General features: G+C 33.9%; 30 protein-coding genes and 1 riboswitch. Of the genes, 6 read left to right on the top strand and 24 right to left on the bottom strand.

The window, feature by feature from the left end:
- Positions 1-332: 332 nt before the first annotated feature.
- The 6 genes from F9279_RS23080 to F9279_RS23060 form a co-directional block, all read right to left on the bottom strand.
- Positions 333-827, bottom strand: coding sequence for a (2Fe-2S)-binding protein (locus F9279_RS23080; RefSeq protein WP_152116489.1), 495 nt, complete (start codon positions 825-827; stop codon positions 333-335).
- Complete coding sequence (locus F9279_RS23075) at positions 824-1,651, bottom strand: FAD binding domain-containing protein (RefSeq protein WP_152116488.1); 828 nt, start codon at positions 1,649-1,651, stop codon at positions 824-826. The genes F9279_RS23080 and F9279_RS23075 overlap by 4 nt, the downstream gene beginning before the upstream one ends.
- Positions 1,645-3,969, bottom strand: a complete 2,325-nt coding sequence (locus tag F9279_RS23070) for a xanthine dehydrogenase family protein molybdopterin-binding subunit (RefSeq protein WP_152116487.1) — start codon at positions 3,967-3,969, stop codon at positions 1,645-1,647. Before F9279_RS23070 ends, F9279_RS23075 begins: the two co-directional genes overlap by 7 nt.
- Positions 3,970-4,314: 345 nt before the next feature.
- On the bottom strand, positions 4,315-4,632 hold the full coding sequence (locus F9279_RS25865) for a GNAT family N-acetyltransferase (protein ID WP_226793855.1): 318 nt from the start codon (positions 4,630-4,632) through the stop codon (positions 4,315-4,317).
- Entirely contained in the window at positions 4,632-5,177 is a 546-nt protein-coding gene (locus tag F9279_RS25860) for a hypothetical protein (RefSeq protein WP_226793849.1), read from the bottom strand. Before F9279_RS25860 ends, F9279_RS25865 begins: the two co-directional genes overlap by 1 nt.
- Positions 5,178-5,224: 47 nt before the next feature.
- Positions 5,225-5,800: a TIGR00730 family Rossman fold protein gene (locus F9279_RS23060; RefSeq protein WP_152116486.1), complete on the bottom strand. Its 576-nt coding sequence runs from the start codon at positions 5,798-5,800 to the stop codon at positions 5,225-5,227.
- Between the two features lie 605 nt (positions 5,801-6,405).
- On the opposite strand from F9279_RS23060, the gene F9279_RS23055 reads away from it, so the two are divergent.
- A complete protein-coding gene (locus F9279_RS23055) occupies positions 6,406-6,504 on the top strand; it encodes a YjcZ family sporulation protein (RefSeq protein ID WP_152116485.1) in 99 nt (32 codons plus the stop codon).
- A gap of 73 nt (positions 6,505-6,577) precedes the next feature.
- Here F9279_RS23055 and F9279_RS23050 read toward each other — a convergent pair whose 3' ends face one another.
- Positions 6,578-6,904: a CotD family spore coat protein gene (locus F9279_RS23050; protein ID WP_152116484.1), complete on the bottom strand. Its 327-nt coding sequence runs from the start codon at positions 6,902-6,904 to the stop codon at positions 6,578-6,580.
- Positions 6,905-7,119: 215 nt separating this feature from the next.
- Between F9279_RS23050 and F9279_RS23045 the strand changes: the two genes are divergently transcribed.
- Positions 7,120-7,575: a hypothetical protein gene (locus tag F9279_RS23045; RefSeq protein WP_152116483.1), complete on the top strand. Its 456-nt coding sequence runs from the start codon at positions 7,120-7,122 to the stop codon at positions 7,573-7,575.
- A 292-nt stretch (positions 7,576-7,867) separates the two neighbouring features.
- Here the strand turns inward: F9279_RS23045 and F9279_RS23040 are convergent, their stop codons facing one another.
- Together F9279_RS23040 and F9279_RS23035 are read right to left on the bottom strand one after the other, a co-directional pair.
- Positions 7,868-8,338 (bottom strand): HIT family protein, encoded by a 471-nt coding sequence (locus F9279_RS23040; protein ID WP_152116482.1) that lies wholly within the window; start codon positions 8,336-8,338, stop codon positions 7,868-7,870.
- A 405-nt stretch (positions 8,339-8,743) separates the two neighbouring features.
- Positions 8,744-9,571 carry a manganese catalase family protein gene (locus F9279_RS23035; RefSeq protein ID WP_152116481.1) on the bottom strand — a complete coding sequence of 276 codons (828 nt, stop codon included), beginning with the start codon at positions 9,569-9,571 and terminating at the stop codon, positions 8,744-8,746.
- Between the two features lie 252 nt (positions 9,572-9,823).
- On the opposite strand from F9279_RS23035, the gene F9279_RS23030 reads away from it, so the two are divergent.
- Positions 9,824-10,018 carry an aspartyl-phosphate phosphatase Spo0E family protein gene (locus tag F9279_RS23030; protein WP_152116480.1) on the top strand — a complete coding sequence of 65 codons (195 nt, stop codon included), beginning with the start codon at positions 9,824-9,826 and terminating at the stop codon, positions 10,016-10,018.
- Between the two features lie 287 nt (positions 10,019-10,305).
- Here the strand turns inward: F9279_RS23030 and F9279_RS23025 are convergent, their stop codons facing one another.
- The 6 genes from F9279_RS23025 to F9279_RS23000 form a co-directional block, all read right to left on the bottom strand.
- Complete coding sequence (locus F9279_RS23025; RefSeq protein WP_226793852.1) at positions 10,306-10,860, bottom strand: N-acetylmuramoyl-L-alanine amidase; 555 nt, start codon at positions 10,858-10,860, stop codon at positions 10,306-10,308.
- 232 nt (positions 10,861-11,092) lie between these two features.
- Positions 11,093-11,407, bottom strand: a complete 315-nt coding sequence (locus F9279_RS23020) for a DMT family transporter (protein WP_152116478.1) — start codon at positions 11,405-11,407, stop codon at positions 11,093-11,095.
- Positions 11,407-11,748, bottom strand: a complete 342-nt coding sequence (locus F9279_RS23015) for a DMT family transporter (protein ID WP_152116477.1) — start codon at positions 11,746-11,748, stop codon at positions 11,407-11,409. Before F9279_RS23015 ends, F9279_RS23020 begins: the two co-directional genes overlap by 1 nt.
- Before the next feature lie 72 nt (positions 11,749-11,820).
- Positions 11,821-11,918, bottom strand: a riboswitch (guanidine-I (ykkC/yxkD leader).
- Between the two features lie 74 nt (positions 11,919-11,992).
- The gene (locus tag F9279_RS23010) at positions 11,993-12,217 is read right to left on the bottom strand and encodes a WYL domain-containing protein (RefSeq protein ID WP_152116476.1); all 225 of its coding nucleotides are present in this window, start codon (positions 12,215-12,217) and stop codon (positions 11,993-11,995) included.
- A gap of 177 nt (positions 12,218-12,394) precedes the next feature.
- Positions 12,395-12,970, bottom strand: a complete 576-nt coding sequence (locus tag F9279_RS23005; protein ID WP_152116475.1) for a hypothetical protein — start codon at positions 12,968-12,970, stop codon at positions 12,395-12,397.
- A 309-nt stretch (positions 12,971-13,279) separates the two neighbouring features.
- Complete coding sequence (locus tag F9279_RS23000) at positions 13,280-13,501, bottom strand: hypothetical protein (protein WP_152116474.1); 222 nt, start codon at positions 13,499-13,501, stop codon at positions 13,280-13,282.
- Between the two features lie 178 nt (positions 13,502-13,679).
- Between F9279_RS23000 and F9279_RS25855 the strand changes: the two genes are divergently transcribed.
- From F9279_RS25855 to F9279_RS22985, 3 genes are all read left to right on the top strand, one after another.
- On the top strand, positions 13,680-14,198 hold the full coding sequence (locus F9279_RS25855) for a CBO0543 family protein (protein WP_226793846.1): 519 nt from the start codon (positions 13,680-13,682) through the stop codon (positions 14,196-14,198).
- 463 nt (positions 14,199-14,661) lie between these two features.
- Positions 14,662-14,883, top strand: a complete 222-nt coding sequence (locus tag F9279_RS22990) for an aspartyl-phosphate phosphatase Spo0E family protein (RefSeq protein ID WP_193224685.1) — start codon at positions 14,662-14,664, stop codon at positions 14,881-14,883.
- A gap of 227 nt (positions 14,884-15,110) precedes the next feature.
- Positions 15,111-15,335, top strand: a complete 225-nt coding sequence (locus F9279_RS22985) for a hypothetical protein (protein ID WP_152116471.1) — start codon at positions 15,111-15,113, stop codon at positions 15,333-15,335.
- Between the two features lie 163 nt (positions 15,336-15,498).
- On the opposite strand, the gene glnA is transcribed toward F9279_RS22985, so the two are convergent.
- The 9 genes from glnA to F9279_RS25410 all read right to left on the bottom strand — a co-directional run.
- Complete coding sequence (glnA, locus tag F9279_RS22980; protein ID WP_152116470.1) at positions 15,499-16,836, bottom strand: type I glutamate--ammonia ligase; 1,338 nt, start codon at positions 16,834-16,836, stop codon at positions 15,499-15,501.
- Positions 16,837-16,869: 33 nt separating this feature from the next.
- Positions 16,870-17,289, bottom strand: coding sequence for a MerR family transcriptional regulator (locus F9279_RS22975; protein ID WP_152116469.1), 420 nt, complete (start codon positions 17,287-17,289; stop codon positions 16,870-16,872).
- A gap of 112 nt (positions 17,290-17,401) precedes the next feature.
- On the bottom strand, positions 17,402-18,673 hold the full coding sequence (locus tag F9279_RS22970; RefSeq protein WP_152116468.1) for an aminotransferase class I/II-fold pyridoxal phosphate-dependent enzyme: 1,272 nt from the start codon (positions 18,671-18,673) through the stop codon (positions 17,402-17,404).
- Positions 18,674-18,682: 9 nt separating this feature from the next.
- Complete coding sequence (gene hflX, locus F9279_RS22965; protein ID WP_152116467.1) at positions 18,683-19,948, bottom strand: GTPase HflX; 1,266 nt, start codon at positions 19,946-19,948, stop codon at positions 18,683-18,685.
- 249 nt (positions 19,949-20,197) lie between these two features.
- The gene (locus tag F9279_RS22960; protein WP_152116466.1) at positions 20,198-20,566 is read right to left on the bottom strand and encodes a hypothetical protein; all 369 of its coding nucleotides are present in this window, start codon (positions 20,564-20,566) and stop codon (positions 20,198-20,200) included.
- Between the two features lie 156 nt (positions 20,567-20,722).
- The gene (spoVK, locus tag F9279_RS22955; protein ID WP_152116465.1) at positions 20,723-21,697 is read right to left on the bottom strand and encodes a stage V sporulation protein K; all 975 of its coding nucleotides are present in this window, start codon (positions 21,695-21,697) and stop codon (positions 20,723-20,725) included.
- Between the two features lie 209 nt (positions 21,698-21,906).
- Positions 21,907-22,143: an RNA chaperone Hfq gene (gene hfq, locus F9279_RS22950; protein ID WP_152116464.1), complete on the bottom strand. Its 237-nt coding sequence runs from the start codon at positions 22,141-22,143 to the stop codon at positions 21,907-21,909.
- 28 nt (positions 22,144-22,171) lie between these two features.
- Positions 22,172-23,134, bottom strand: a complete 963-nt coding sequence (miaA, locus tag F9279_RS22945; RefSeq protein ID WP_152116463.1) for a tRNA (adenosine(37)-N6)-dimethylallyltransferase MiaA — start codon at positions 23,132-23,134, stop codon at positions 22,172-22,174.
- Positions 23,135-23,372: 238 nt separating this feature from the next.
- The coding region (locus tag F9279_RS25410) for a hypothetical protein (RefSeq protein WP_226793843.1) at positions 23,373-24,754 on the bottom strand (1,382 nt) is incomplete at its 5' end.

Genomic DNA, 24,754 nt, shown 5'->3' with positions numbered 1-24,754 from the left:
TGTGTTTCACGCTTATGCATTTGGGTCTGCTCATCCAACTACGGGTCTCTCGATTCACCGCATCTCCTTCAAACACTACCTCGCAATAATGCCCTAGATTAGTTTTCATAGGTTGTACCAGTACCCCTATGGGAGGACTTTCACCTCCGAGAGAATCATACCTTCCAGGATTCGGGGCTTGTTATTACCGAAGTAACATCGCCCAACCTATAACAGTAAATTCATGCTTTATTAAGCAAAAAGGAGCGACTGCCCGTCGCACAAAGAAAGAGGCTGAGAAAAATCTCAACCTCTTTTTTTGAAATCAATAACATCTTTATAAGGTTTCATCATCATTCAGCATCTCTCTTCCGCTGCATTATTTCTTGAATAACTTCTCCAATTGCTTGTTCTATCTCTTCATAACTAGTACATCTACATATATTGGATTCTAACCATTCCTTTATTGTTTCTCTAGATGGGTTAGGATGCTGTTGAAGCAGTGCATGACTATTCAATATAAAACCTGGTGTGCAGTATCCACATTGAAAGGCAAAGTTTTCTATGAAGGCTTTCTGAATAGCGCTATTATGTAATCCTTCAATTGTTTGTATATCTTTCTTATTTGCCTCAACGGTTAGCATTAAACAGGATTTCATTGGAACATTCTCAATTAATACGGTACAAGCACCACAGTCGCCATTATAACAACCAGGCTTTGCACCAGTTAAATATAAATCTTCTCTAATGCTTGTTAGTAAGGTTTTATTGGGAGGAATTACCAATGTATGATTTTCTCCGTTAACCGTTAGCTCTACAATCACTAAATTAGTTGGTTCCACTGTCATCTTTCATCCCCCAATTGAGCTAGAATATTTTCCATTATATAACCAAATACAAATAAACGGTATTCACTTGATCCCTCTACATCATTTAGAATTCTTCCAGGTATGTATTGTTTTGCTCTTATTATTTTCTCTGTCTGGTTATAGGATGGATTATTTAGAATTTCTTCCATTTCAAGAGATCGAAAGGGGAAAGAGCATAATCCACTAAAAGCAACACGAAGTTCTCCATTTGTTTTGATTGCTGCAGCTGTAATTAAAGGGTATCCTGTCTCCCATTGCTGTCTGATTTTCACTGAATAAAAGGGTTCATTCATATATCGATTTTCCATAAATGCCTGAACAAATAATTCTCCTTCTTTTAGAAGTAATTTTTGATCAAATATGTCCATTATTAACTCTGTTCTCATTGATATATGATCGGCAAGAACGAGTGCACTATTTGTTAGAAGCAAAGGAAGCACTGCTTCTCGATAAAAAATGTCACCACAAATATTGCCACCAATTGTAATTTTATTGCGGGCAGTTTTATCCGCAATACCTCTTGTTATCTCAGTCAATAATGGGAAATGATTTTCCTGTACTATTTCAGTTAAGGTTATGGCAGAGCCTAGAACGAAAAAGTCTTCTGTGATTTGATGCAAGCGACAAGAAGGTAATCTTTTTATATCAATCAGTACATTTATAGGGGATTGATTCCATCTACTTAATGTAATGATTTCTGTTCCCCCAGCAAAATAAGTAGGATGCTTCCCTTCTTTCACTTTCTCGTTGTAAAGAAAAGTTGCTTGCTCTAAAGAATCAGGGCGAAAATATTGCTCTACCATTTGTTATTCTCCTTTCTCTGCTTCCAAATAGATTCAGGAGTTAGCGGCATTTTTGTAATTTCTGTTTGTAAGGCAAGGGAAAGAGCATTAGCCAATGCCGCTGGAATGCCGACTAATCCTTGCTCACCGCCACCTCTTCCCCCATATGGAGCTTCTAAATGAGGAGTTTTCACAAATTCCACCACATATTTTGGATGCTCCCCGAATCGAATGGGTCTATATGTACGAAGCTGATTATTCAAAACCCTTCCGTTTTCATCAAAATATAAAGCTTCCTTAGCAGCCCAGGAAAGTCCCATGCTCATGGCACCTTTTACCTGTCCCATTGCACCTTTAAAATTCAAAACTTCTCCAATATCAACAACAGAGACTGCTTTAATTACTTTATATCGACAAGTGAGTAAATCTAATTCAACCTCTATCCCTTGACATGCAACTGTCCATTCTGGTCCTGGATTTCCTTTTCCTGTCTCTGGATCTAGGTTGGTTAATCCTGTTAAAGTATAACTGCCAGTCGCAAGCAGTTGTCCTTCAACTGAATTACCATTAGGATATGTATAGCCGTACACTATATCAGTAAATCGTATAAAATAATTAGGATTAGTTCTCATATATACCGTTTCATTTCCAATTTCTAAGTCATTCACAGGAACTCTAAGAACAGTAGAAGCTCTCTTTTTCAACTTATCGATTGCATGGTCAGCTGCTGCTAGAACTGCTCTTCCTGCCATTAAAGTTCCTCTTGATGCAACAGTTTTCCAGTGCTCTGGCATGGTTTGAGTATCTACAGTCATCCGTACATGAATTCTATCTATGTTCATTCTCATTTTCGTAGCGAGCATTTGAGCTAGTACGGTTTTGGTTCCTGATCCTATTTCAACTAAACCAGACATTAAGTTAATAGTGCCATCTGAGTTAAAGGTTAGCACTACCCCAGAGCTAACTGCAGGACCAATCGTTGAATTTTTCCAACTACATGAAATTCCTTTTACTCTGATTGTGGTTGGATTAACTTGAAAGATTTGCCCTTTTTCCCATTCCAATAAGCTGCGTAATTTTGTGATACATTTTTCAACATTTCCGACTGTACTATTTGTTAAGACAACCTGAGTTGGTGTGGTATCTCCTGATTTAATAGCGTTTAGTTGCCTAAAGGTTAATGGATCTATATTCACCTTTCTCGCTAACATATCCATTGCTCTTTCAAAGGCAAAATGGACTTCTCCATGACTAAACCCTCTAAATGGGGCAGCATAAGGATGATTTGTGTAAACATTATAGGAATCACACCAAACATGATCAATCTTATATGGTCCTGTACAATCCACTGCACCAGCAGTACTTATATGTGGAGATTTATCACCGTAAGCACCTCCATCAAATAAATACTCCATTTTAGCAGCAGTTAGTTTTCCTTCTTTCGTACAGCTTAGTCTAATAGTTGCTTCTAATCCAATATGTACAGGAGAAACCGTGATATCTTCTTCTCTACTATTCATTATTTTTACTTTTCTGCCTCTTACTGCTCTAGATGCTATATAAGCAAATATCTCTAAATGAACAGATGCTTTACCTCCATATCCTCCTCCAACAAATGGAGTTTCCACTATCACCTTTCCTGTTTCCACTTTAAAATCTCTACTTATTATTTTCTTTACCATATAAGGAGCCTGTGAACTTGTCATGATACGTGTGGTGCCATCTTGATCTATTGAACAAAATGCTGATCTTGTTTCCATCGCTGCATGGTCTGTTAGGGGAACGGAAAAGGAGGATTCAATGGAAATATCTCCTTCACTAAAGCCCTTGGAAATATTTCCTTTTCTAATTTTGGTATGATTTATTATATTAGTACCTTTCATTGGATAGATACCAGCATCCTTTGAATAGTTTTCTAGATCTGCATGTATGAAAGGGGCACCTTTTTGCAGGGATTGTTGAGGAGAGTTTACTACCGGTAGCGGTTCATAATCAATTTGAATAAGTGCTGCAGCTTGTTTTGCTATGGAGATGGTATCTGCAACAATAAGTGCCATTACTTCTCCATAATATCGAACTTTGTTAACAGCAAGTGCTGGACGATCTATTACCTCTTCACCTATTAAGGGAAGATTATCTCCTAATACAACCGCTCTAACTCCTGGCAATTGTTGTGCTTTATCTACCTGGATAGAAAGTATATTAGCATGAGCATAAGTACTTTTCACCATTTCCACATGCAATGCATCTGTAGAAAAGTAATCACTCGTATATTTTGCTTTACCCGTTACTTTTTCTAGAGATTCTTTTCTAACTACGCTTTTTCCAATATAAGACACGTCTTTTCCTCCTATTCATGATGAATGATTACACTAATTACTATATGAATGGCTTAGGAGTGTGTAGAAGTAGAAAAAACCTTTTATTCCGTTAATCGATATGGAAAGTGCCTACATAATTATTTTTTCTTTATATAGGTGTGACATAAATTAGAGGGTATCAATTTCGCTATAATCAATGAGAAAAGTGGATGAATGAAGGTCATAAATCACGAATCTAATAGAATCGGTATATGACCGTTAACTAATTTCAAAATGGAAGTAGATAATTGTTAGGGAAGATATTTCGCTTTCCTTAGAACCACACCCGTCGGAAAGCGAACAGTAAGCTTCGGAGAATTGTAGCTAATTAGATAATGTGTTATTTTTTCCCTTTATAAAAACTAATAAAGAATTTACTAATGGTTCATACCCTATTTCCATATATATTTTATTAGAAGTTGGATTTGTAATATCTGTATATAAACTGGTTGTACCAAATCCGCTCTCTAGCATGTTTAAGGTTAAAGCAGAAACGCAGCTAGAGGCATACCCTTTTTTCCGAAATACATTAGGTGTATAAACAAAGTTTATGGTAATATTTTGCTTTGTTGGCCTTGTGGCATTGGCAATAGATACTAGGTTCCCATCCACTTTCCAACCAGCTAAGCGGCCGTTCTCTATTAGTTCCTTTGCTTTTTTTCTGCTTGAACAATATCTAAAGGATCATTAGTATCCTTAGAAAACTCGTATATCCATTGAGTTGCTATTGGTAAATGCTCCATGGTTAAGAAGATAAACTCTCCGTTATTTGCTGGTTTTTTCTTAACATGATGAAGTTCATAAATTCTCTGGTCCATTCCAACTTCTGTATGTAAACCTCTAATGGCTGCAATATTTGTAGCTAATTCTAGTACAGGTTCTTTTTCACCGATGAAACCAGGAATTTGCTCGATTGAATGATGAAGAATTTTACTTATGTCCTTTAATTCTGCTTGTTGTATGGCTGAAAAAAAAGTAGCAATAATTTGTCTTGGATGAGTTTGTAATAATGCTATGTATGGCTTTTGATGCTTTGTAACATATCCCATTAAAATAGGAACATCATTATTTTTTAACTTCATAAGTATACCTAGTGCTAATCCGTTTATTGCTTCCTCTTTTTCTAGATATGGTAGAACAATCTGTTTAAATTCTTCCACATTTTCGATAGATTGATAGTGAAACATGTATTAACCTTCTTTCTACTTCTAATTTCTAGACAAATGTTGTTTTCTCAATTTGTTGAACTAAATGTCTTTATACCTGGCGACTGATACGTATAAAATTGATTCAATAATGATATAGAATCAGCATCAACTATTGCAATGTTACGATATTGCTCTTGGAGAAAGGCTGTATCTGCCATGTGATGGATTAAATGAACTAACGGATCATAATAATGATGGATGTTTAATATTCCAATCGGTTTTTTATGTAGACCTAGCTGTGTCCAAGTAAATATTTCAAAAAATTCTTCCATTGTACCTGCTCCGCCCGGTAATGTAATAAAACCATCTGCAAGTTCCATCATTTTTGCTTTTCTTTCATGCATGGTTTTTACAAGAATTAATTCCGTTAAATTAGGATGAGCAATTTCTTTAGCCTGCAAAAATTCTGGAAGGACTCCTATCACTTTTCCTCCTGCTTCAAGCATGGAAGTAGCTACAGCACCCATTAGACCAAGGCAAGACCCACCATATACTAATTCTAATTGTCGATTAGCTAGTTCTTTACCTAATAATCTAGCATGCTCCATATAAATGCTTGACGCACCCTCACTAGATCCACAAAAAACAGCAATTCTCTTCATTTTGTTCCCTCCATTTAGGTATTAATTTGGAACTAATTATTTTCTCATTTTATTCTTTAGAATTATGTTATATGTACTAATTCTCCTCCTATTGATCTGACTCTTTTATTCTACCTATTCCACTGATCATTGAGATAGGAGCCTGGGAATCATATGTAAAACTTTAATTTTAATTTTAAAAAACTGTTTAAGTTTATATAAACTTGGGAAATGGTTTTTTAGATAAGGGATAAACTTATTTTTCTATTTTCTCAAGGAGGAAAAAATGAAACAAGGAATGTCATGTACAATGGAAGAATTTACACTATTTTATTCTATTACGATACAGGTTATTTTAGATAAGTGATATTTATAATAGGTTTAAAATTGAGCTAGTCCACTGTTCACAATGAACAAAAGTGGATGATGTTTAACATTCACTTTCTGTTTATGTAATCAAATTCACAATCTTTTGATACATATTAATGAAGAAGAATCGAGAATTTATACTCAAATACTTTTTTTATAATCAAAGCGCCTTTTTCTTCTATACGTAGTTTCTTGTCCCAATCCTTCACTCGTATATCTACATAAGATATCACGTAAGCAGAAGGAGGTGTAACTACATGTCAGAATATGGAAACAGCGGTTATAACAACGGCTTTGCTTTAATTGTAGTGTTATTTATTTTATTAATTATTGTTGGTGCTTCATTTTGGAGCTAATTAATACCAACTAAAAATGCTTCTCCTTAAAAACTGGAAAAAGTACCCTAAATGGGGTACTTTTTCTATTCTCTTATAAAAAACCATTTCTTCGACGACAATTGTTTGGATTTCCTACATTCGGTCCACAATCATACTCTTCTACAACCGTTTCATTCACAGTTCTTTCGGTTACTGGAGAATAATTTTCATTTCGAACGATTGTTCTATTAACATTTATTACCTCAACTGGTCGAATGTTACGGACTGTTCTTTGATTTGTGGTTGTATTAACTACCGTTCTTGTAGGGTAAACAACTTCTTCTATAGGAGAAGTATTATTGTTACAACATCCCTTTCTTCTTTTATTCTCATTTGCACCCAATACATTATTTTCATTGTTTCTATTATTACGTCTCATCCTACTTACCACCTTTCTTTCATTTTTCCTTACCATACATTCTATGAAATATGATAATGCCTGTCCGTGCGAACTTCCTATTAACTGACAAAATATGCATACCTACTACTTCTTTAGCGGAAGCAATAGTAGTATTTAATAACGCATACAAAAAAGAGATAATTATATATCAGGATGGATAGACTAGAAATAACATGAATGTAAAGGAAGATTTTATGAAAAAAATACTATATGCAATGATTATGATTCCCTGGCTAAGTATTCCATTCCTTGGTATCCCATCTCTTAAAAGGTTTCTACCAGGTGCATTAACTATGTCCATGTATCTAGTACTAGAAGGAAGATTAGCTGAAAAGAGAAAATGGTGGTGGTTTCCCTTTACAGTTAAACCGAATGTTTTAGGTGAGCTTCCCCTTATATTCGGACCGTTCTTAGTCGGGTCCCTTTGGATATTAAAGTACACATATGGGAAAAAATACATCTATTTGCTAGTAAATTTACTAGTGGATACGTTCTTTTCTTTCATTGTTACGGGTTGGTTAAAGAAACTTGGATATGTAACTCTAATTAGATTATCGAAATTTCAATTATCGATTGTTTTTCTAATAAAAACGGTCGTACTATATCTTTCCCAATTTCTATTTGAGAAATTTTATAAGAAAACCTATTAAATGCTGTCTAATTCCTTTTCACTTAAACTGTCAATAAAAAACGGAGAGTGCTATTATAAAGCCTCTCCATTTTCTGTATATATTTCATTAGCTAAAAAATTCAAGCGTCTACCCAGTTAAAAGCAGATAAAACAAACTCCAAAATAGTAAGGATACTTTCGATGCAAATAAAAAGCCAACTGCGAATGATCTATCTGTTGCCAACATGATCACTCCTAAAAAAGATATAATAATATGATTGCTGTTTTCTTGGATAATAATGATTTAAGTGTAACAAAATAATATTTTAACTTTATGCTTCTTTCTTTAAAGGTATTAATTTTTCTAATTCTTTTTCTAACTTCTGTTTCATTGCTAGTAATTCTACCTCTGAAGGTCTCACTTCATCGGAGGACATTAACTCACGATTTGCCCACCAAACTGGTCCGTAAATCCCGTCACTTTCTCTTCTAGGAAACAAATGCCAGTGTAAATGAGCATCACCATTTCCTAATAGTTCATAATTTAGTTTATCTGGATGAAAGGCATTATATACCGCTTCTGCCACTTTACTCATTTCTTTAAGATAGGTATTCTTATATTCTTCTTCTAAGAAATGAAGCTCTGTTTCATGATGCTTACAGAGAAATAATGTATACCCTCTAAATAATTGATGATCACCTATTACCACATATCCTGTCTCAAGTTCTGCAACAAAATAAGGGTTTGTTCCTTCTTTAATCTTATTAATTCGATTGCAAATTAAACAATTCTCTACTGCCATTTATTCATTACTCCTTATTATTTCATTCGTCTTTATCATCTCACATATAATATGTAATAATATTACTTACATGCAGCTACTTCTTCCCATTAATGTCACTATCCTAAAGAAATTCATTTGAAGCTTATTTACTTATCACAAACTTTTGCTGCCTTATTCTTTTCCATCCAGAATCCAAGCAATAAAACGATAATGACACCTTTTCTTTACTAGTCAACTTCCTCCTTCCCACCATTTGTTATAAAAATCATTTTTTATGTATTGCTCTTTATATAATATTATCACCTAAGGGAAAAAATGGCACTTTTTATACAACTTGTCGTTTTATCGACATATATTATCCATATTAGATCAAAAAAGAGCCCTAATTGAGCTCTAAAACAACCAATATATCTAGTTATCACCTTATTTATCCATAGGAATCGTATTAAAATATTCAGGTGGAGCTGGAGCCAGCTTAGGTGCTTTTGCCCATGCTTGTGGTTGAGCATATGTATATTCTCCTCTACCATCATAGCTAGGTCCATAAGCCCAACGCCCTTTCTTGCTATCTTCGCCCTTGGAGAAATTAAATAAGGTGTAAGCTACTTCTTGTTTTTCTAATTCTCTAGGGAACGTAGTAGGAACTACAATATCGTTTTCTCTTTCTTCTAGTTCCCTAATTGCCGCATACCATTGATTTTGGTGATAGGTGTCTCTTGCGATTAAAAACGATAACAAATCTCTGACACCTGGATCATCGGTCATTCCATATAATCTAGTTACCTGTAATCTGCCTTGGGATTCAGCATTTAGGTTAGATCGAAAATCAGCAAGCAAATTACCGCTTGAAATAATGTATTTTGCATTCCACGGATATCCTTGACTATCAGATGCCATCGCTCCTAATCCACCAACTATGGCATGTTGAGGGTTCGTACCACCTAATATTGCCGCTACAACTGGGTCCATATCATAAGCATTTTTTTGCACTTCAAAAGGAGCGTTATCTAATAATCGAGCAATCATTGTAGCAAGCATTTCCACATGTCCTATTTCTTCTGTTCCAATATCAAAAAGCAAATCTTTATACTTTTTATCTGCACGACAGTTAAAACCTTGAAATAAATATTGCATCATTACACTAATTTCCCCATATTGTCCACCTAATACTTCTTGTAATTTTGCGGCAAATACAGGATCTGGTTTCATTGGTTTAGCTTCATATTGAAGCTCTTTAATGTGAAAAAACACTAGATGATCACACCTTTCTTTAGGTCTATTGAAAGAGTATGTTGTATGCCTTGTACCTATTCGAACAAATATTTTTAATCAATAAGATTAAGAACTAAAACGTACTTATTCTAAAATTAACCTAAACTATTAGAAACTCAATGGGCTTTCTTCTTTATATAGAGATTGATAAAGCATGGTAATTTAAGTAATTTTTAAGTTTGATTAGGTACAATTACTTATAATTATCCCAACTAATAGGAGAGATAAAGCATGAATGAAAACGAAGTAAATAGATATCAATATCTTGATCTTCTATTAATTGAGATTAATGATTTACGAGATGAATTAATTAAAATTGGATTAAAAGAAGGTATTAACAGTGACAATGCTATTCAAATAAGCCAGAAGCTAGACAAGTATATCCTTGAATATCAAGAATATAGAATGTTAAATAATCTGCCTTAACCACCAGTAGCAGAATTTTTCTTAATCTCATTCATATGTTTTCGTTATTTAGTACATATTATCTAAAAACATGAGTAAGCCCCACTATAATAAGCAGGACTGTAGAAATTCTCTTTTGATATTAATCGAATACGAATGGATTGTCCAACTCCTAATGAGCGTGGGTCAACGGTTGGATTTAACTGCTGTAAAGTTCTATGTTAAATTCCATTTGCTACTTCAATTCTCCACAACTCATCTCTATTTTGTATAAACTAGTTTCCATTATCTTCACTTTCATTTGCGACTCATTTTCTTTGTAATCCAAAAGCTTGAGCAACTCCTTCTGCATGTCCTGTTGCTACTGCATGTAAGAAATCCACTTGTTTAAGTAGATCAGCATCTGCTACCGTATCAATAAAAAGAGTCTCCGTTAAGACTGCTGACATATTGGTCTCTCTTAATACATGGAAATTAGCCGATTTTGTACCACGATCTCTTACGCCAAAAGGTTGCAATTGCACCATCACAGCATGATGAATAGTAGATTGAATTCTTCCTGTATGACTATTTACAGAAAGACTGTTATAACGATAATCTTCATATCCTGTACCGCCACCTGCATTAATATGAATAGAAAGAAATAAATCAGCTGCCCATGCATTTGCATCATTTGTTCTCTGCGATAATGATAACGCATAATCATCAGTTCTACCCATTTTTACACTAACTCCATCAAACTCGTTAACCAATATATTTTCTATTCTTCTTCCAAGATCTAAGGTTAATCCTTTTTCTTGTAATCCGTTTGCTACTGCTCCTGAATCTGATCCACCATGTCCAGCATCTATAAAAATTTTCACCAAGTCTCATCACTCTCCAAATTATTTTTTTATATATACTATGAATTCGAGATGTTAGATGTGTGTACGGGCTTTTTTACTTTTTTAGAATTGCTAGGTAGGAAGTTTTTTGGCACTTTTTTCATCTTGTTATTATTCTTAATTAGCATTTTCCCATTATGAAGTACCTCTTATAACAAAATCCCTACTCACTCTATAATGATCTCATATGGAGCAGGGACAAATTTTTCTTTTATGAAACTAATTTCAATCCAATTGCAGCACTTAATACCATGGCAATAAATAGAAGTCTTTTCCAGTCTCTCGATTCACCATACAATAACATGCCTAAAATGGCGCCACCAGAAGCACCAATTCCTGTCCAAATTGCATATGCAGTACCCATTGGAAGAGTTTCCATAGCAAATGCTAGACAAATAAAACTTAATCCAAATCCTATTATTAATAATAGTAATGACTGCCAGTTTCTGTCTCTATGCAATTTATTAATCATGGTTACACCAAACATTTCAAAGATTCCTGCTAGTACTAAAGAAATCCAAGCCATTAAGCTTCCTCTCCTTCCTGTTTCTTATCCTTTGTCACCATTTTTAATCCGATCACTCCTGCTAGTAAAAGAAAGATTAATAACACTTTTTCCATCTTAAACGGCTCGCCAAAGAAAAGAATTTCGGAGAATACTGTTCCAGCAGTACCTAATCCTACAAACACTGCATAAACAGTACCTACCGGAAGTTGTCTTCCAGCCATAATCATGACGTAGAAACTAATTATGATACAAATAAATGTTCCAATCCATGCCCAAATATTATCCGAATGTTTTAATCCTATCACCCAAAATACTTCAAAAAATGCTGCAATAATTACTTTTAGCCAATTTGAATTCATTCTGTAACACCTCCATTTTATTTTGCCCAAAAAAACAAAAAGCCTGAGAGATTACTGTTTTAAATAAACAGTATCTCCCAGGCTTTTATCCCTCCGTGGCACAGCATAGCTGTGTGTTTTCTCTCGGACCAGACCAATAGCTATATTGCGGAACCCTAGAAAACCTTTTTTGTATGCAATTGCTTTTTATTATATACAATAACAGCTTAAAGTCAACCATATTAACAGTATAATCATTTAAAATCTAAGCATGTAATTTCTTATTTTTATTATAGAAGGAGACAGCTAAGATAGAATCAACTCGAAAGATCCTTGGCTGCTTCTTCGTAAGACAAAATCCATTAAGAAATGTATCATTTATAGTGTGAACCAGAATGATTCTCTGAGAAATTGATTGATCTTTTTTCATATAAATAATTTCTAGAGGTCTTTTTTCTTTACACGCTCTTTCAAGTTGAGTTCTGAACATCTTTTTTACCTCCTTTTTATCATTATACACGAACTAATGTTCTGTATCAAGATAAAAAGAACGAACGTTCCATCTTTAGGCTAACTGCCTTACATAGGAAATTATATGATTCAGCTTTTGATGAACAGAATAAAAAGCAACAAAGTAGTAAATTTTTAAGATAGTAATATAACCTACTCAAAAAGTGTTGGGCTTTGGTGATTTATAAAACTTACAAAAAAACTTAGTAAGACAATAAGCACTTACTGCAATTACAAAATCAATTACAAATATATATATATAAGTTAATCCATTAGAAATATTTAGCAATCCGATAGACTGCTCTATAGGTGCAAAAACAAAGGACATGATCGCAGATAATAGCAAGGTCCAAACTACGAACTTCTTTTTACTATATTTACAATACTGATATACAAACATAAACGAAATGGGTAGGAATGATGCGGTTATTCCTAAAGCTTGTGGTAAAAATGGAAATATAAAATAATAATGATCCATATACCCTAATCTTATCAGCGAAAGTTCTGTGTATGTCCAAAGCATATGCACTGTAAATGCATAGAACAGCATTTCAAAAGTATTTTCTTTGTCCAACTTTATGAGAAGTACGATAAGAGGAAATAATATAAAAAATAGTAATACCCAAAATTGCCAATGACTCCAATTAGAATACTCATGCCAAAAGGAGTTAAATAACGTAGAGACCTCTTTACTTAAGCTATCTATCTCTCTCCAATATTCTTTAACAGACATTGCTTTCCTCCCAAATTTTTTTTATTAAATTTTCATGTTTAAATTATACTCATAATCATTAGTGCTTGACTGTTATTACATGTTTCCATAATGTTAGAAATAGGACTTTTCATAATACACTTTAAAAATTTAAAGGACTCGTAGAAAATCGCTTTTATCATAAGTTACTGTACTTATCTTTTCCCATAGATTCACATATGATGTAGGAAAATATAAAAATCACAAATAAACACCCCTTTAATTAGACCCTCGTAATTTATATATTGAATACCAAATTAAAAAGGCATCCGTTAAACGAACGCCTTTTTTCTAGTTTATTTTAAGAGAAAGTTCTAAAAGCTTATCTCCGAGAAGTCTTCTTTTCTTCTTTATTTTTTCCAGTTTTCTCGGTGTCTCTTCATTTGAGCTATTAGTACTCATCATATCGCCTAATAGTAATTCTTGCTTCGCTAAACGCATATCTTCTGTAAAAATCAAGTTTTTTTCTCTAATTAACAATAATTTTATCGTATTATCCAAACTATTTTTCACCTATCCTTCCTCAAATATTATCAAAGAAAAAGATAGATTAGGCAATAATAATAATCCGACAATAAACGACAGTTTTATCTTGTTCCCTTAACCTCTCCTTATGGATCTTACTTCACCTTCCTTTCAACCTCAATAGAAAGATTAGAGATTCTAAATGCTAAATCTGATCTGATAATGTATGAAATTAGAGATTGAGAAAAAACTATCCATTAGGGTGATATTGATGAGGCGAAATAAATTAGAAAAAACTGTTGAAATATCTGCTTGGATTTTTACATCACTATTGTTGATTAAATTTGTGCCTAGACATAGACTACGTGAAGCGAGCGTGGCTTTCCTCTTTAAACAATTAATCACTTGGTTATTTGGTCTAATTGTTGTGGAAAATAATCTGATTAAATATCCTTTTCGTCTATTTTTCAAAAAGTCGAATAAATCAAGCTTTACTTTTGAGTACTTTGTTTATCCAGCAATCTGTGCATTATTTAATTTGCATTATCCAGAAAATAGAAGTTACTTTACTAAAGGCTTATACCACTTTTTCTACACTTCTATTATTACCATATTTGAAATGTTTGCTGTTAAATATACTAAAATAATCAAATACAACAACTGGAAATGGTATTACACCTATACCACTTTATGGCTCACATTTTATATATCCCGAATTTTTCACAGATGGTTTTTTAGAATCTAAATACTTAATAAAAGGAGTACTTTACTATGTTCCCAAATTATAAAGGAAAACTTATAACAATCATGTGGATGGGCGTTGGTTCCGCCATACTCTCCAGTATATTTAGTGCGCTTCTTATCGGCATTGCTATTAATACTAACAAAACCGTTAACAAAGTATTTAAATCTAGGTGAAAACACCTAGATTTTTTTTGATTTGTTGTTTTAGGTGTATTACTCTTTCTTAGTACATATAAGAGATCTACCCTTCTTCAACTCTTCATTTTTGTAACCTATATAAGTCACTTAAATATTGTACAATTATCGACATAAAAACACCAAAAAGAGTTCATCCATTTCCCCTTTCTTTTTCACCATTTCAAATGGTAGGATAATTCTCTCGTAATTTAAGATATATTTAAGTTGTAAATAGGTAAAATTACTTATATGATGAATTTTCTAATTTAAATAGGGGTAATATGGCTATGTTTAAAAACCAAGCAGAAACAGATTTCTATTCCAACATTGATGATATATTGTATGAAATAAACAAATTGCAAAAAGAACTGATATTTATTGTCTCACAGGAAGGTTTTAATAGCAGTAATGCCGCTACAGTGAGCCAAGAACTAGATGCATATATCATGATGTATCATATTGCAAAAAAAGATATCCACAGTCTCTCCCTCCTTAGGGAAGGAGAGTAAGCTTCACTAAGGAATCTCCTCCGTTAGCTGATAAAGTAAGCAGATCTCCACTAAAGTCTTCTCTTCTTTCTCTAAATTTTTAGTACGAATTGGTCAGTATTTCAGCATGAAATAGTAGAAGAAAGATTCCCTTGATTTATAATCACTAACCCATTTAACACTGGACAACCATCCCTTTTATGTATTCAACATAAAATAAAATAAAAATCATGGAGGTTTATTAGCTTATGCTACGAACAATAATTACCGGTCTTAACGGTGGTGGTGTTATCTATCAAAACTTTCCAAATCCCACTTATGGAGCATGGAATCAACAATTGTTGGGATATCCCCCCTATCATTACATGATTGGAGGTCAATATTACAAGATTGCTCCTAGACCACCAAGTACACAGTCATCTTCACCCTATTTAGGGCCAAATGTTCCGTTCAGTATTAGAAGAAGGTTTTGATGTTTATATAATCTCTCCCTCCTTAGGGAAGGAGAGACAATCTATTAATCTAATAAATCTCTGCAGACACTAAAAACCAATTTCTTTTCTACTAATATTTATTAAAAACCAACATTTCATCCGAAAAAAAAGCCCTGGTATTAGATACCAAGGCTTCTTCCTATTAATACATTTCCATATACTGATCGCGTTCCCAAGGATGAACTTGAGTACGGAACATGTCCCACTCAATCTCTTTTGCTTCGATAAAGTGAACAAAGATATGCTCTCCTAATGCATCAATCATTGTTTCATCTCTTTTTAGCTCGTCAAGTGCTTCAGCTAAAGTAGATGGTAAATCATCAATTCCTTCTGCTAGGCGTTCTTCTTTGCTCATAATGTAGATGTTTCGATCTACTGGAGCTGGTGGAATTAGTTCGTTTTTGATTCCATCAAGTCCTGCTTTTAATAAAGCTGCCATTGCTAAGTATGGATTTGCTGCTGGATCTACACTACGCACTTCCACACGTGTGCTTAAGCCACGTGATGCTGGAATACGCATTAGCGGAGAACGGTTTCTGGCAGACCACGCTACATAACAAGGTGCTTCATAACCAGGAACTAAACGTTTATAAGAGTTTACTGTTGGATTTGTGATAGCAGTGAAGCTTGTAGCGTGCTTTACAATACCAGCAATAAACTGAAGTGCTGTTTCACTTAGTTCTAATTCACTTGATGGGTCATAGAATGCATTTACTCCATTTTTGAAAAGAGAAAGGTTGCAGTGCATTCCAGATCCATTTACACCAAATAACGGCTTTGGCATAAACGTTGCATGTAATCCGTGTTTACGGGCAATCGTTTTTACTACAAGTTTAAATGTTTGAATTTGGTCACATGCAGTGATTGCATCTGCATATTTAAAATCAATTTCATGTTGCCCTGGAGCAACCTCATGGTGAGACGCTTCTATTTCAAAGCCCATTTCTTCTAACTCTAATACGATGTCGCGGCGGCAGTTTTCACCTAAATCAGTTGGAGCTAAGTCGAAGTATCCACCATTATCATTTAGTTCTAAAGAAGGTTGACCTTTTTCGTCTAATTTAAATAAGAAGAATTCAGGTTCTGGCCCAAGATTGAAGTCTGTGAATCCTAGGTCTTCCATTTCTTTTAAGATTCTACGTAAGTTATTACGAGGATCTCCTTCGAATGGAGTTCCATCTGGATTATAAATATCACAGATAAGTCGTGCTACTTTCCCTTTTTCAGCAGTCCAAGGGAATACTACCCAAGTATTTAAATCAGGGTATAAGTACATATCTGATTCTTCAATACGTACAAATCCTTCAATAGAAGATCCGTCAAACATCATTTTGTTGTCTAACGCTTTGTCTAATTGACTAATAGGAATCTCCACGTTTTTAATAGTTCCAAGAATATCCGTAAATTGTAAGCGGATAAATTTCACATTACTTTCTTCTGCGAACTTTCTAATATCATCTTTAGTGTAGTTTTTTGCCACGACTATTCCTCCACTCCCTATTTTGCTTTTTATCTATTTTTGAAAATAACGAGACACGTCTCCTTGTCTCATAGAGGGACGATGAGCATTGTTAAAGCGTCCAGCATTTAACAACTCTTTACGCAACAGCTTACGTAAATCTTCATCAGATAGTTCTCTACGTGCTTTTTCTGCTTCTTTTTTCACATCATCTGTGATTTCTTGTTTCTCTTTAACAGAAAAAATTTGTTTAATTCCAGCAAGGTTTACTCCTTGATCAATTAAGTCTTTAATCTCCAATAACTTATCAATATCCATTAATGAAAAAAGTCTTCTATTGCCATCTGATCTTGCTGGAGCCACTAGTTCGTGTTCTTCATAGTAACGAATTTGTCGAGCAGATAGCTCCGTTAGTTGCATAACAATACTTATGGGAAATAGAGGCATCGATCGACGAATTTGACTACCAGACATAGCATTCGGCTCCTTTTAAAAAATAATTTTACCCATCCTAATTATATGATTAGCAACAATATATGTCAACAGATGTTAGCCTTTCTAACTCAAGTATGTTAATTGATTACTATCATGAGATAGTAATCAATTTTTGCTCTAATAATCTGTTAATCGCAATACAAATGGCTATCTTTACATGGGAATAGGTTAGCCCTCCCTGAACATAAGCAACATAAGGTGGTCTGATTGGACCATCTGCTGTTAATTCGATACTAGCTCCTTGTATGAAAGTTCCTGCAGCCATAATCACATCATCTTCATAACCTGGCATGTAATTTGGATATGCTGTTACATGTGAGTTAATTGGTGAAGCAAACTGAATAGCTTGGCAAAACGCAATCATTTTTTCTTTATCATCAAATTGTACTGCTTGAATTAAATCCGTTCTTGGTATATTCCACTTTGGCGTAGAATTCATTCCTAGTTTTTCAAGCATTGCTGCAGTAAAAATAGCGCCTTTTAAGCTTTGTCCTACAACATGAGGAGCAAGGAAGAATCCTTGGTACATTTCTTGAAGACTATAAAGGGACGCCCCTGCCTCAGCACCAATACCAGGTGAAGTCATTCTATAAGAGCATGCTTTTACTAATTCTTCTTTTCCAACGATATATCCGCCCGTTTTCGCAATTCCTCCACCAGGATTTTTGATAAGTGAACCTGCCATCAAGTCAGCACCTACGTGACATGGCTCTAAATCCTCTACAAATTCTCCATAACAATTGTCAACAAAAACAACAACATCTTCTTTGATATTTTTAACAAAAGCGATCATTTCTTTAATTTCATTAATGGTAAAGGATGGTCTTGTTGCATATCCTTTTGAACGTTGAATACCAATCATTTTCGTATTTTCTTTTATCGCGGATGCAATTTCTTCAAAGTCAGGTTTTCCATTATCCTTCAAGTTAACTGCTTGATAAGAAATATTAAATTCTTTTAAAGAACCTATTCCTTCTCCTCTTATCCCAACAATTTCTTCCAATGTGTCATAAGGTTTACCTGTAATGTACAATAGTTCATCACCAGGTCTTAAAATACCAAATAATGCTGTGCTTATGGCATGTGTTCCAGAAATAATTTGCGGGCGAACTAGTCCAGCTTCTCCACCAAACACTTCTGCATAAATACTTTCTAAAGTATCTCTTCCAACATCATCATAACCATACCCTGTTGAAGGGATGAAGTGTGATTCACTCACCTTATGATTTTGAAAACTATTTAACACTCTGAATTGATTATAATCTATGCGTTCATCGATTTTTTGGTGTATTTCTTTAATTTGTTTCTCTACTTCTTTTACTAAAGGTTCAAGTTGTTTCCCATAAGTTAATTGCTCGTACATTTCTTTCTCCTATTCGTTCGTCTCATGTGGTTGTATATATTTAGAGATTGCATGCTCTTTTAGGGCATAGCCTTTACACAAATATAGCTGTGTTTCTTCATTAAAGGTTAAATCTCGTAAGACTGTTTCGTTCTTTAATTGAGATAGTAGTTTCCCATTATCGCTTGCTACTTCTATTTCATAATAATCCATATTATCGATCATTAATTCCTCAATTTTTTGTTTAAGACTGTTTCTATCTTGTTTATCAAAAGCAGTTATAATAATGCTGTCTGTTTTAGCGCTTGGCACAAAATTTGGGTGTATCATGTCTTTTTTGTTGTATACCGTTAATTGAGGGATTGCTGGTATTTCAAGATCAGCTAGTAATTGATGGACTGTATCTTCATGCTGATAATATTCCTCATTAGAACTATCCACTATATGTAATAATAAATCTGCTTCTTTTACTTCTTCTAAAGTAGAACGAAAAGCAGCAACTAACGTAGTAGGTAAGTCTTGAATAAACCCTACGGTATCTGTAATTAATGCAGAAAATCCACTTGGCAATATCACTTTTCTAGTCATTGGATCAAGTGTGGCAAATAGGATATTTTCTTCAAAAGAATCTGCTTCTGAAAGACGATTAAAAATAGTTGATTTCCCAGCATTTGTATATCCGACAAGTGCTATTTGGAAAGCTCTGTTTCTTTTTCGTCTTTCACGATAACGATCCCTGTGTTCTACTATGACATTAAGCTGTCCTTTAATATCATCAATTCTTCTTCTAATATGCCTTCTGTCCGACTCTAATTTCGTCTCCCCAGGTCCTCTTGTTCCGATACCTGCGCCTAACCTAGAAAGCTGTAGACCTTGACCTCCAAGGCGTGGTAAAAGATATTGTAACTGAGCTAGCTCTACTTGAAGCTTTCCTTCCTTTGATCTAGCTCTTCCAGCGAAGATATCGAGTATTAACTGTGTTCGGTCAATTATTCTTGCATCTATATTTTTAGAGATATTACGAACCTGACTCGGAGATAGCTCATCATTAAATATGATTAAATCTACCTCTAATTCTTCCGCAAGATTCTCTAACTCTTCTACTTTTCCTTTTCCTATGTATGTGGAAGGGTGAATTCTGTCCCGATTTTGCGTTAAGGTGGCTACTACATGCCCATTAGCTGTTTTGGTTAAATTCTTTAGCTCTTCCATCGAATAGTCAAATCTAGCATCATCGTCCGTAGTCTGACACCCTACCAGAATGACCTTTTCTTGTTCTACTTTGGTTTCATTCAAATACAAAACCTTCTTTCCATATGTACTCACTAGCTATTATAGCAAAGGAAGATGATTGTAGCTATTATCCCTTTCCCTATTATTGCCAAGAGAGATTAATTACATTAATATATTGTTTTATTTTTTAAGTATATTTTTTTAGGTGAAAATTCCAGAGACTATGAAAGTATTATTCGGTAAGACCTTTTTTCACTTGATTCAGGCTTTCATTTCCTCAATGAACGACCTTTTTTCTTCTTTCCGTCTAATTCAGGCTTTCATTTCCTCAATGAACGACCTTTTTTCTTCTTTCCGTCTAATTCGGGCTTTCATTCCCTCGATGAACGACCTTTTTTCTTCTTTCCGACTAATTCGGGCTTTCATTCCCTCGATGAACGACCTTTCTTCTTCTTTCCGTCTAATTCGGGCTTTCATTTCTCCTATGAACGACCTTTCTTCTTCTTTCCGTCTAATTCGGGTTTTCATTCCCTCGATGAACGACTTTTTTTCTTTTTTCCGTCTAATTCGGGCTTTCATTCCCTCGATGAACGACCTTTTTTCTTCTTTCCGTCTAATTCGGGCTTTCATTCCCTCGATGAACGACCTTTTTTCTTCTTTCCGACTAATTCGGGCTTTCATCCACCAGGTTTCCCTTTTATCTAACCATAATCATCATTCCACCCAGCCATCACACTCTTTTTCAATAAGCATATAAAAACCGATACAAATCAACTAAAAAGAGACAAACTCCTTCTCACACAGAGTCTGCCATGTCTATTAACATATAAAAACCGCTTAAATATTAAATCCTTTTCCCTGATTATCCTTTGAGTCAACTATTAAATCATTGCTTCGTAATGTCATTAGCTCATATTTATCATAATTACTTTGCAATAATAACCTCATGCTTTGTGCTCGTATAGACTTCTCAATGACATTTCGAATATACCTTCCATTAGAGAAGCTTTTGGGATTTTGTACAGTATCTACATAAACTAGATGTTCTCTTAATTTTTTTTCTGCTTCGTGGCTAAGACTGTATTCTTTTTCTCGCAGCATTCGATCTGCTATTTCCATAAGTTGATCTGTCGAGTAATCCGGAAAATCAATGACAAGCGGAAAACGCGAATGCAGTCCAGGGTTTAAAGATAGAAAGAATTCCATTTCTCGTGAATAACCCGCTAGAATAAGGATAAAATCATGTTGTTTATCTTCCATATGCTTTACAAGTGTATCAATTGCCTCTTTTCCAAAGTCCTTCTCTCCTCCTCTTCCCAATGAATAGGCTTCATCAATGAAAAGGATGCCTCCCATGGCTTTTTTTACAAGATCGCGTGTTTTTTGAGCAGTATGTCCGATATATTCCCCTACTAAATCCGCTCTCTCTGCTTCAATAAGGTGACCTTTTGAAAGAACATTCATTTTTTGAAAAAGCTTGCCTATCAACCTAGCTACTGTTGTTTTTCCTGTTCCTGGGTTACCTTTAAACATCATATGAAGTGCTTGTTTACCAGATTTCAAGCCTTGTTCTTCTCTTTTTTTATTCACGTAAATCCATGCATATATCTCTTTAATCATTTTTTTCATTTCTTCCATACCAACTAGGCTTCCTAGTTCCTTTTCAATCTCCCGAAGTGCTTCATGCTCACTTGGAATATTCTTGAGTACGGAATCAGCTTCTGGAAGTTCTCTTGTTAGAACTTTTTTCTTCTGTGAGTTGATGACTACGCTAATCTGTCCATTATTTTTCATCCGGATCGGATGCTCCAAAAGCCTACACCTCCTAAAACAAAAACATATTATGGAATGGATAATAATCCCTGTTATCCTTGATTATAATACCTACTACTTCCCCTTATGTTTATGTATATTCACAAGTTCGTCTGTTCATTAAAACTATTTGTAGAATATTTCGTTTATAATAAAAAAAGCGTCATGTATAAGGAAAATATCCTTACATGACGCTTCTTCTAATCGTATTAACCTTGTGTTCCTTCTAAATCGATTTGTACATTTTTTTGAGGAGCAAATGTAGAAATAGCATGTTTAAATACTAATTGTTGCTTTCCTTCTGATTCAAATAGTACAGTGAAATTATCAAAGCCTTTTATCAAACCACGCACTTGGAACCCATTTATTAGAAATACTGTAACACTTGTACCATCTTTACGTAATTGATTTAAAAATTGATCTTGAATGTTAACGGATGTTTTCATGAAAATCCTCCTCTATTCTCTCTATTCATTATGTATTCTGTTTTTTTTGAAGCATTCCTTCTAAAAATGAAGAAATTTCCACTATTTTTTTTGATATATCACCTTTTTTAACACTATCGGTCATATCAAACCATTTTACACTGATTTTATTACGAAACCAAGTTAATTGCCTTTTGGCATATCGTCTTGAATTTTGTTTTAATTCCTCAATGGATTCCTCTAAGCTTTGATTTCGATCCATATATTGAAATAATTCTTTGTAGCCTATAGCTTGGATTGATTGACAGTTTCTTAATCCCTTATTATAGAAAAAAGATACTTCCTCCAATAAACCTTGTTGAACCATTTGATCTACTCGTAGGTTAATTCTCTCATAAAGAAGTTCTCTATCCATCGTCAAACCAATTATTGTAGCATCATAAAGAAGTTCCCTCTTCTGCTGCTTTTGTAGTTCAGTCATTTTTTGTCCCGTTACATGGTGAACTTCTAATGCACGAATCACTCTTCTTACATTATGATGATGAATACTATCAGCTGCCTCTGGATCTACTTTTCTAAGCATATCATGAACAACATTGGAGCCTTCTTTGTCAGCTAGAACTTCTAATTTCGAACGGAAATCTGTGTCAGATGCTGTTTCTTGAAACTGGTAGTCATATAAAACGGATTGAATATATAATCCTGTTCCACCTACAATTATGGGAAGTTTTCCTCTGGCTGTAATTTCTGTTATTTTTGCTCGTACTAATTCCTGAAATTGTGCTACAGAAAAACTTTCATCTGGCTCAATTATATCAATGAGATGATGAGGAATTCCTTGCATTTCCTTTTTGGTAATTTTAGCGGTAGCTATGTCCATGCCTTTGTAAATCTGCATAGAATCTCCACTAATAATTTCCCCATTAAATTTTTTAGCCAGTTCGATACTTAAGCTCGTTTTTCCAACAGCAGTTGGACCAATTAAAACCACTACTTTTTCCTTTTTTGTCAAACTACTCAACTGCCTTTTACATACTTTAGCTAGGAAAGCTAATACCTCTATTTTACCACAATCTCACTTTGCAGTTTAACATCTATGCATTATTGCCGAATTAATTAAAAGGTATACTTTCACTTATGATTTTTTGTAAAACAAACAGATAGAGCAGCTGTTACCTATCTCTTCACAATACAATTTATCCTAACACTAATCGTATGCATATTAGTTTCTTTATAATTTAAACAATAGTTTATTCCTTAGATTCTAATTCATATCCAATTTGATCATATACTTTTATCTCATACGGCACTTTTTGTATAATCTCACTTATATCCTTATGTGATAGAAAAAAAGTTAATGCCCGTTTTAAATCTTTCACTTTTTGTTGAACTTCTTTCTTTTCTTCGTTTTCAGGCATGTATAATGATGTGTATATACTTATTAGTAATTTTTCATTTTCATAGTAAGCATCTATATATTGAAATTCAAACTTTCCTTCTCTATAAAATGCTTCTGTAATGGATGGGGCTAGTTTCATAAAAGCAGTTTGTAGTTCTATTTTTTTTGCAGGAATCTTCTCAACTGTAAATTCTCTTAGCAAACCGTATTCTTGCATAATCCTTTGAATTCCACTTTTTAATTGAGCTTCATTTTCTGGTGTTATATTATCAATTATAGTAAAGAACATTTTATTCTCATCCCAAGATACACCATCAAAACTTGTCATACTGTTTATTAAATCAGAAATATCATTCATCATTCTATTTTCTTTTTCCCACGCTTCTTCTTCTTCCGTTAATTCAACTTCTTCCGCTTCTACATACTCATAACTGTCACTTGGTATTTGAACTATTTGAATAGTATAATCTAAATTCCTCTCTTCAAAATATTCTTTGGCAAAATCACTTATTTCTTCGGATTGTTCCATTGTTTCCTCAGAATCTATGTTTAATACCATACGCCCGCTCTCAAAATATGGTTCTATATAAAAATTAGTGTAACCAGTTTTAAATAGTTCTTCCTGTAACTGAAACACCCCTCCATTCTTATATATCGCATAAATATCCGGGGCCGAACCTAACCGAGTAGCTTGTATCGTTTCCTTATTAATAGAACCACCAACAACAAATAATAAGATGATTGCTACTGAGAAAATTATTCTTCTTTTCCTAGCTTCTTTTTTCTCTTTCTTAAAATTAGTTACCACTTTCTGAGTATTAGGTTTAAAGGCATGTTCTTCTGAAAGCATAGATAACTCATAGGCAACAACAGTTTCTAGATCACTTAACTTTGCTAGCTTCTCCTTATTTGTCCAAATAGGAATAGAGTGATAGATCACTTCATTTATTTTTCTAATAGACAGTTTAGTTAATTTTTTTATTTCGTATGTTGAAAGTTTGTTTATGTATGTTAAAACTAGTATGATTCTATACTCTTTTTTCACCTTAAGGAGATTATTTAATAAAGGTGTTTTTTCATGAATAAAAAAATTATTTTGTATAGTAGAATTCACTAATGTCGCATAAATAAGTTTTGAATTTTCTGTTTTTGTTTTTCCCTCAAAAAGAGAAAGAACGAAAACATTAAAACGAAGGTAGTAAACATCCATTTTTTTACTATAACTTTTGACGA

It is taken from the genome of Bacillus sp. B1-b2 (genome assembly GCF_009183415.1).
In the GTDB taxonomy this organism is placed as follows: Bacteria; Bacillota; Bacilli; order Bacillales; family Cytobacillaceae; genus Niallia.
Note: the sequence above shows the minus strand (reverse complement) of the source record. Positions and strands in the feature narration are given on the sequence as shown.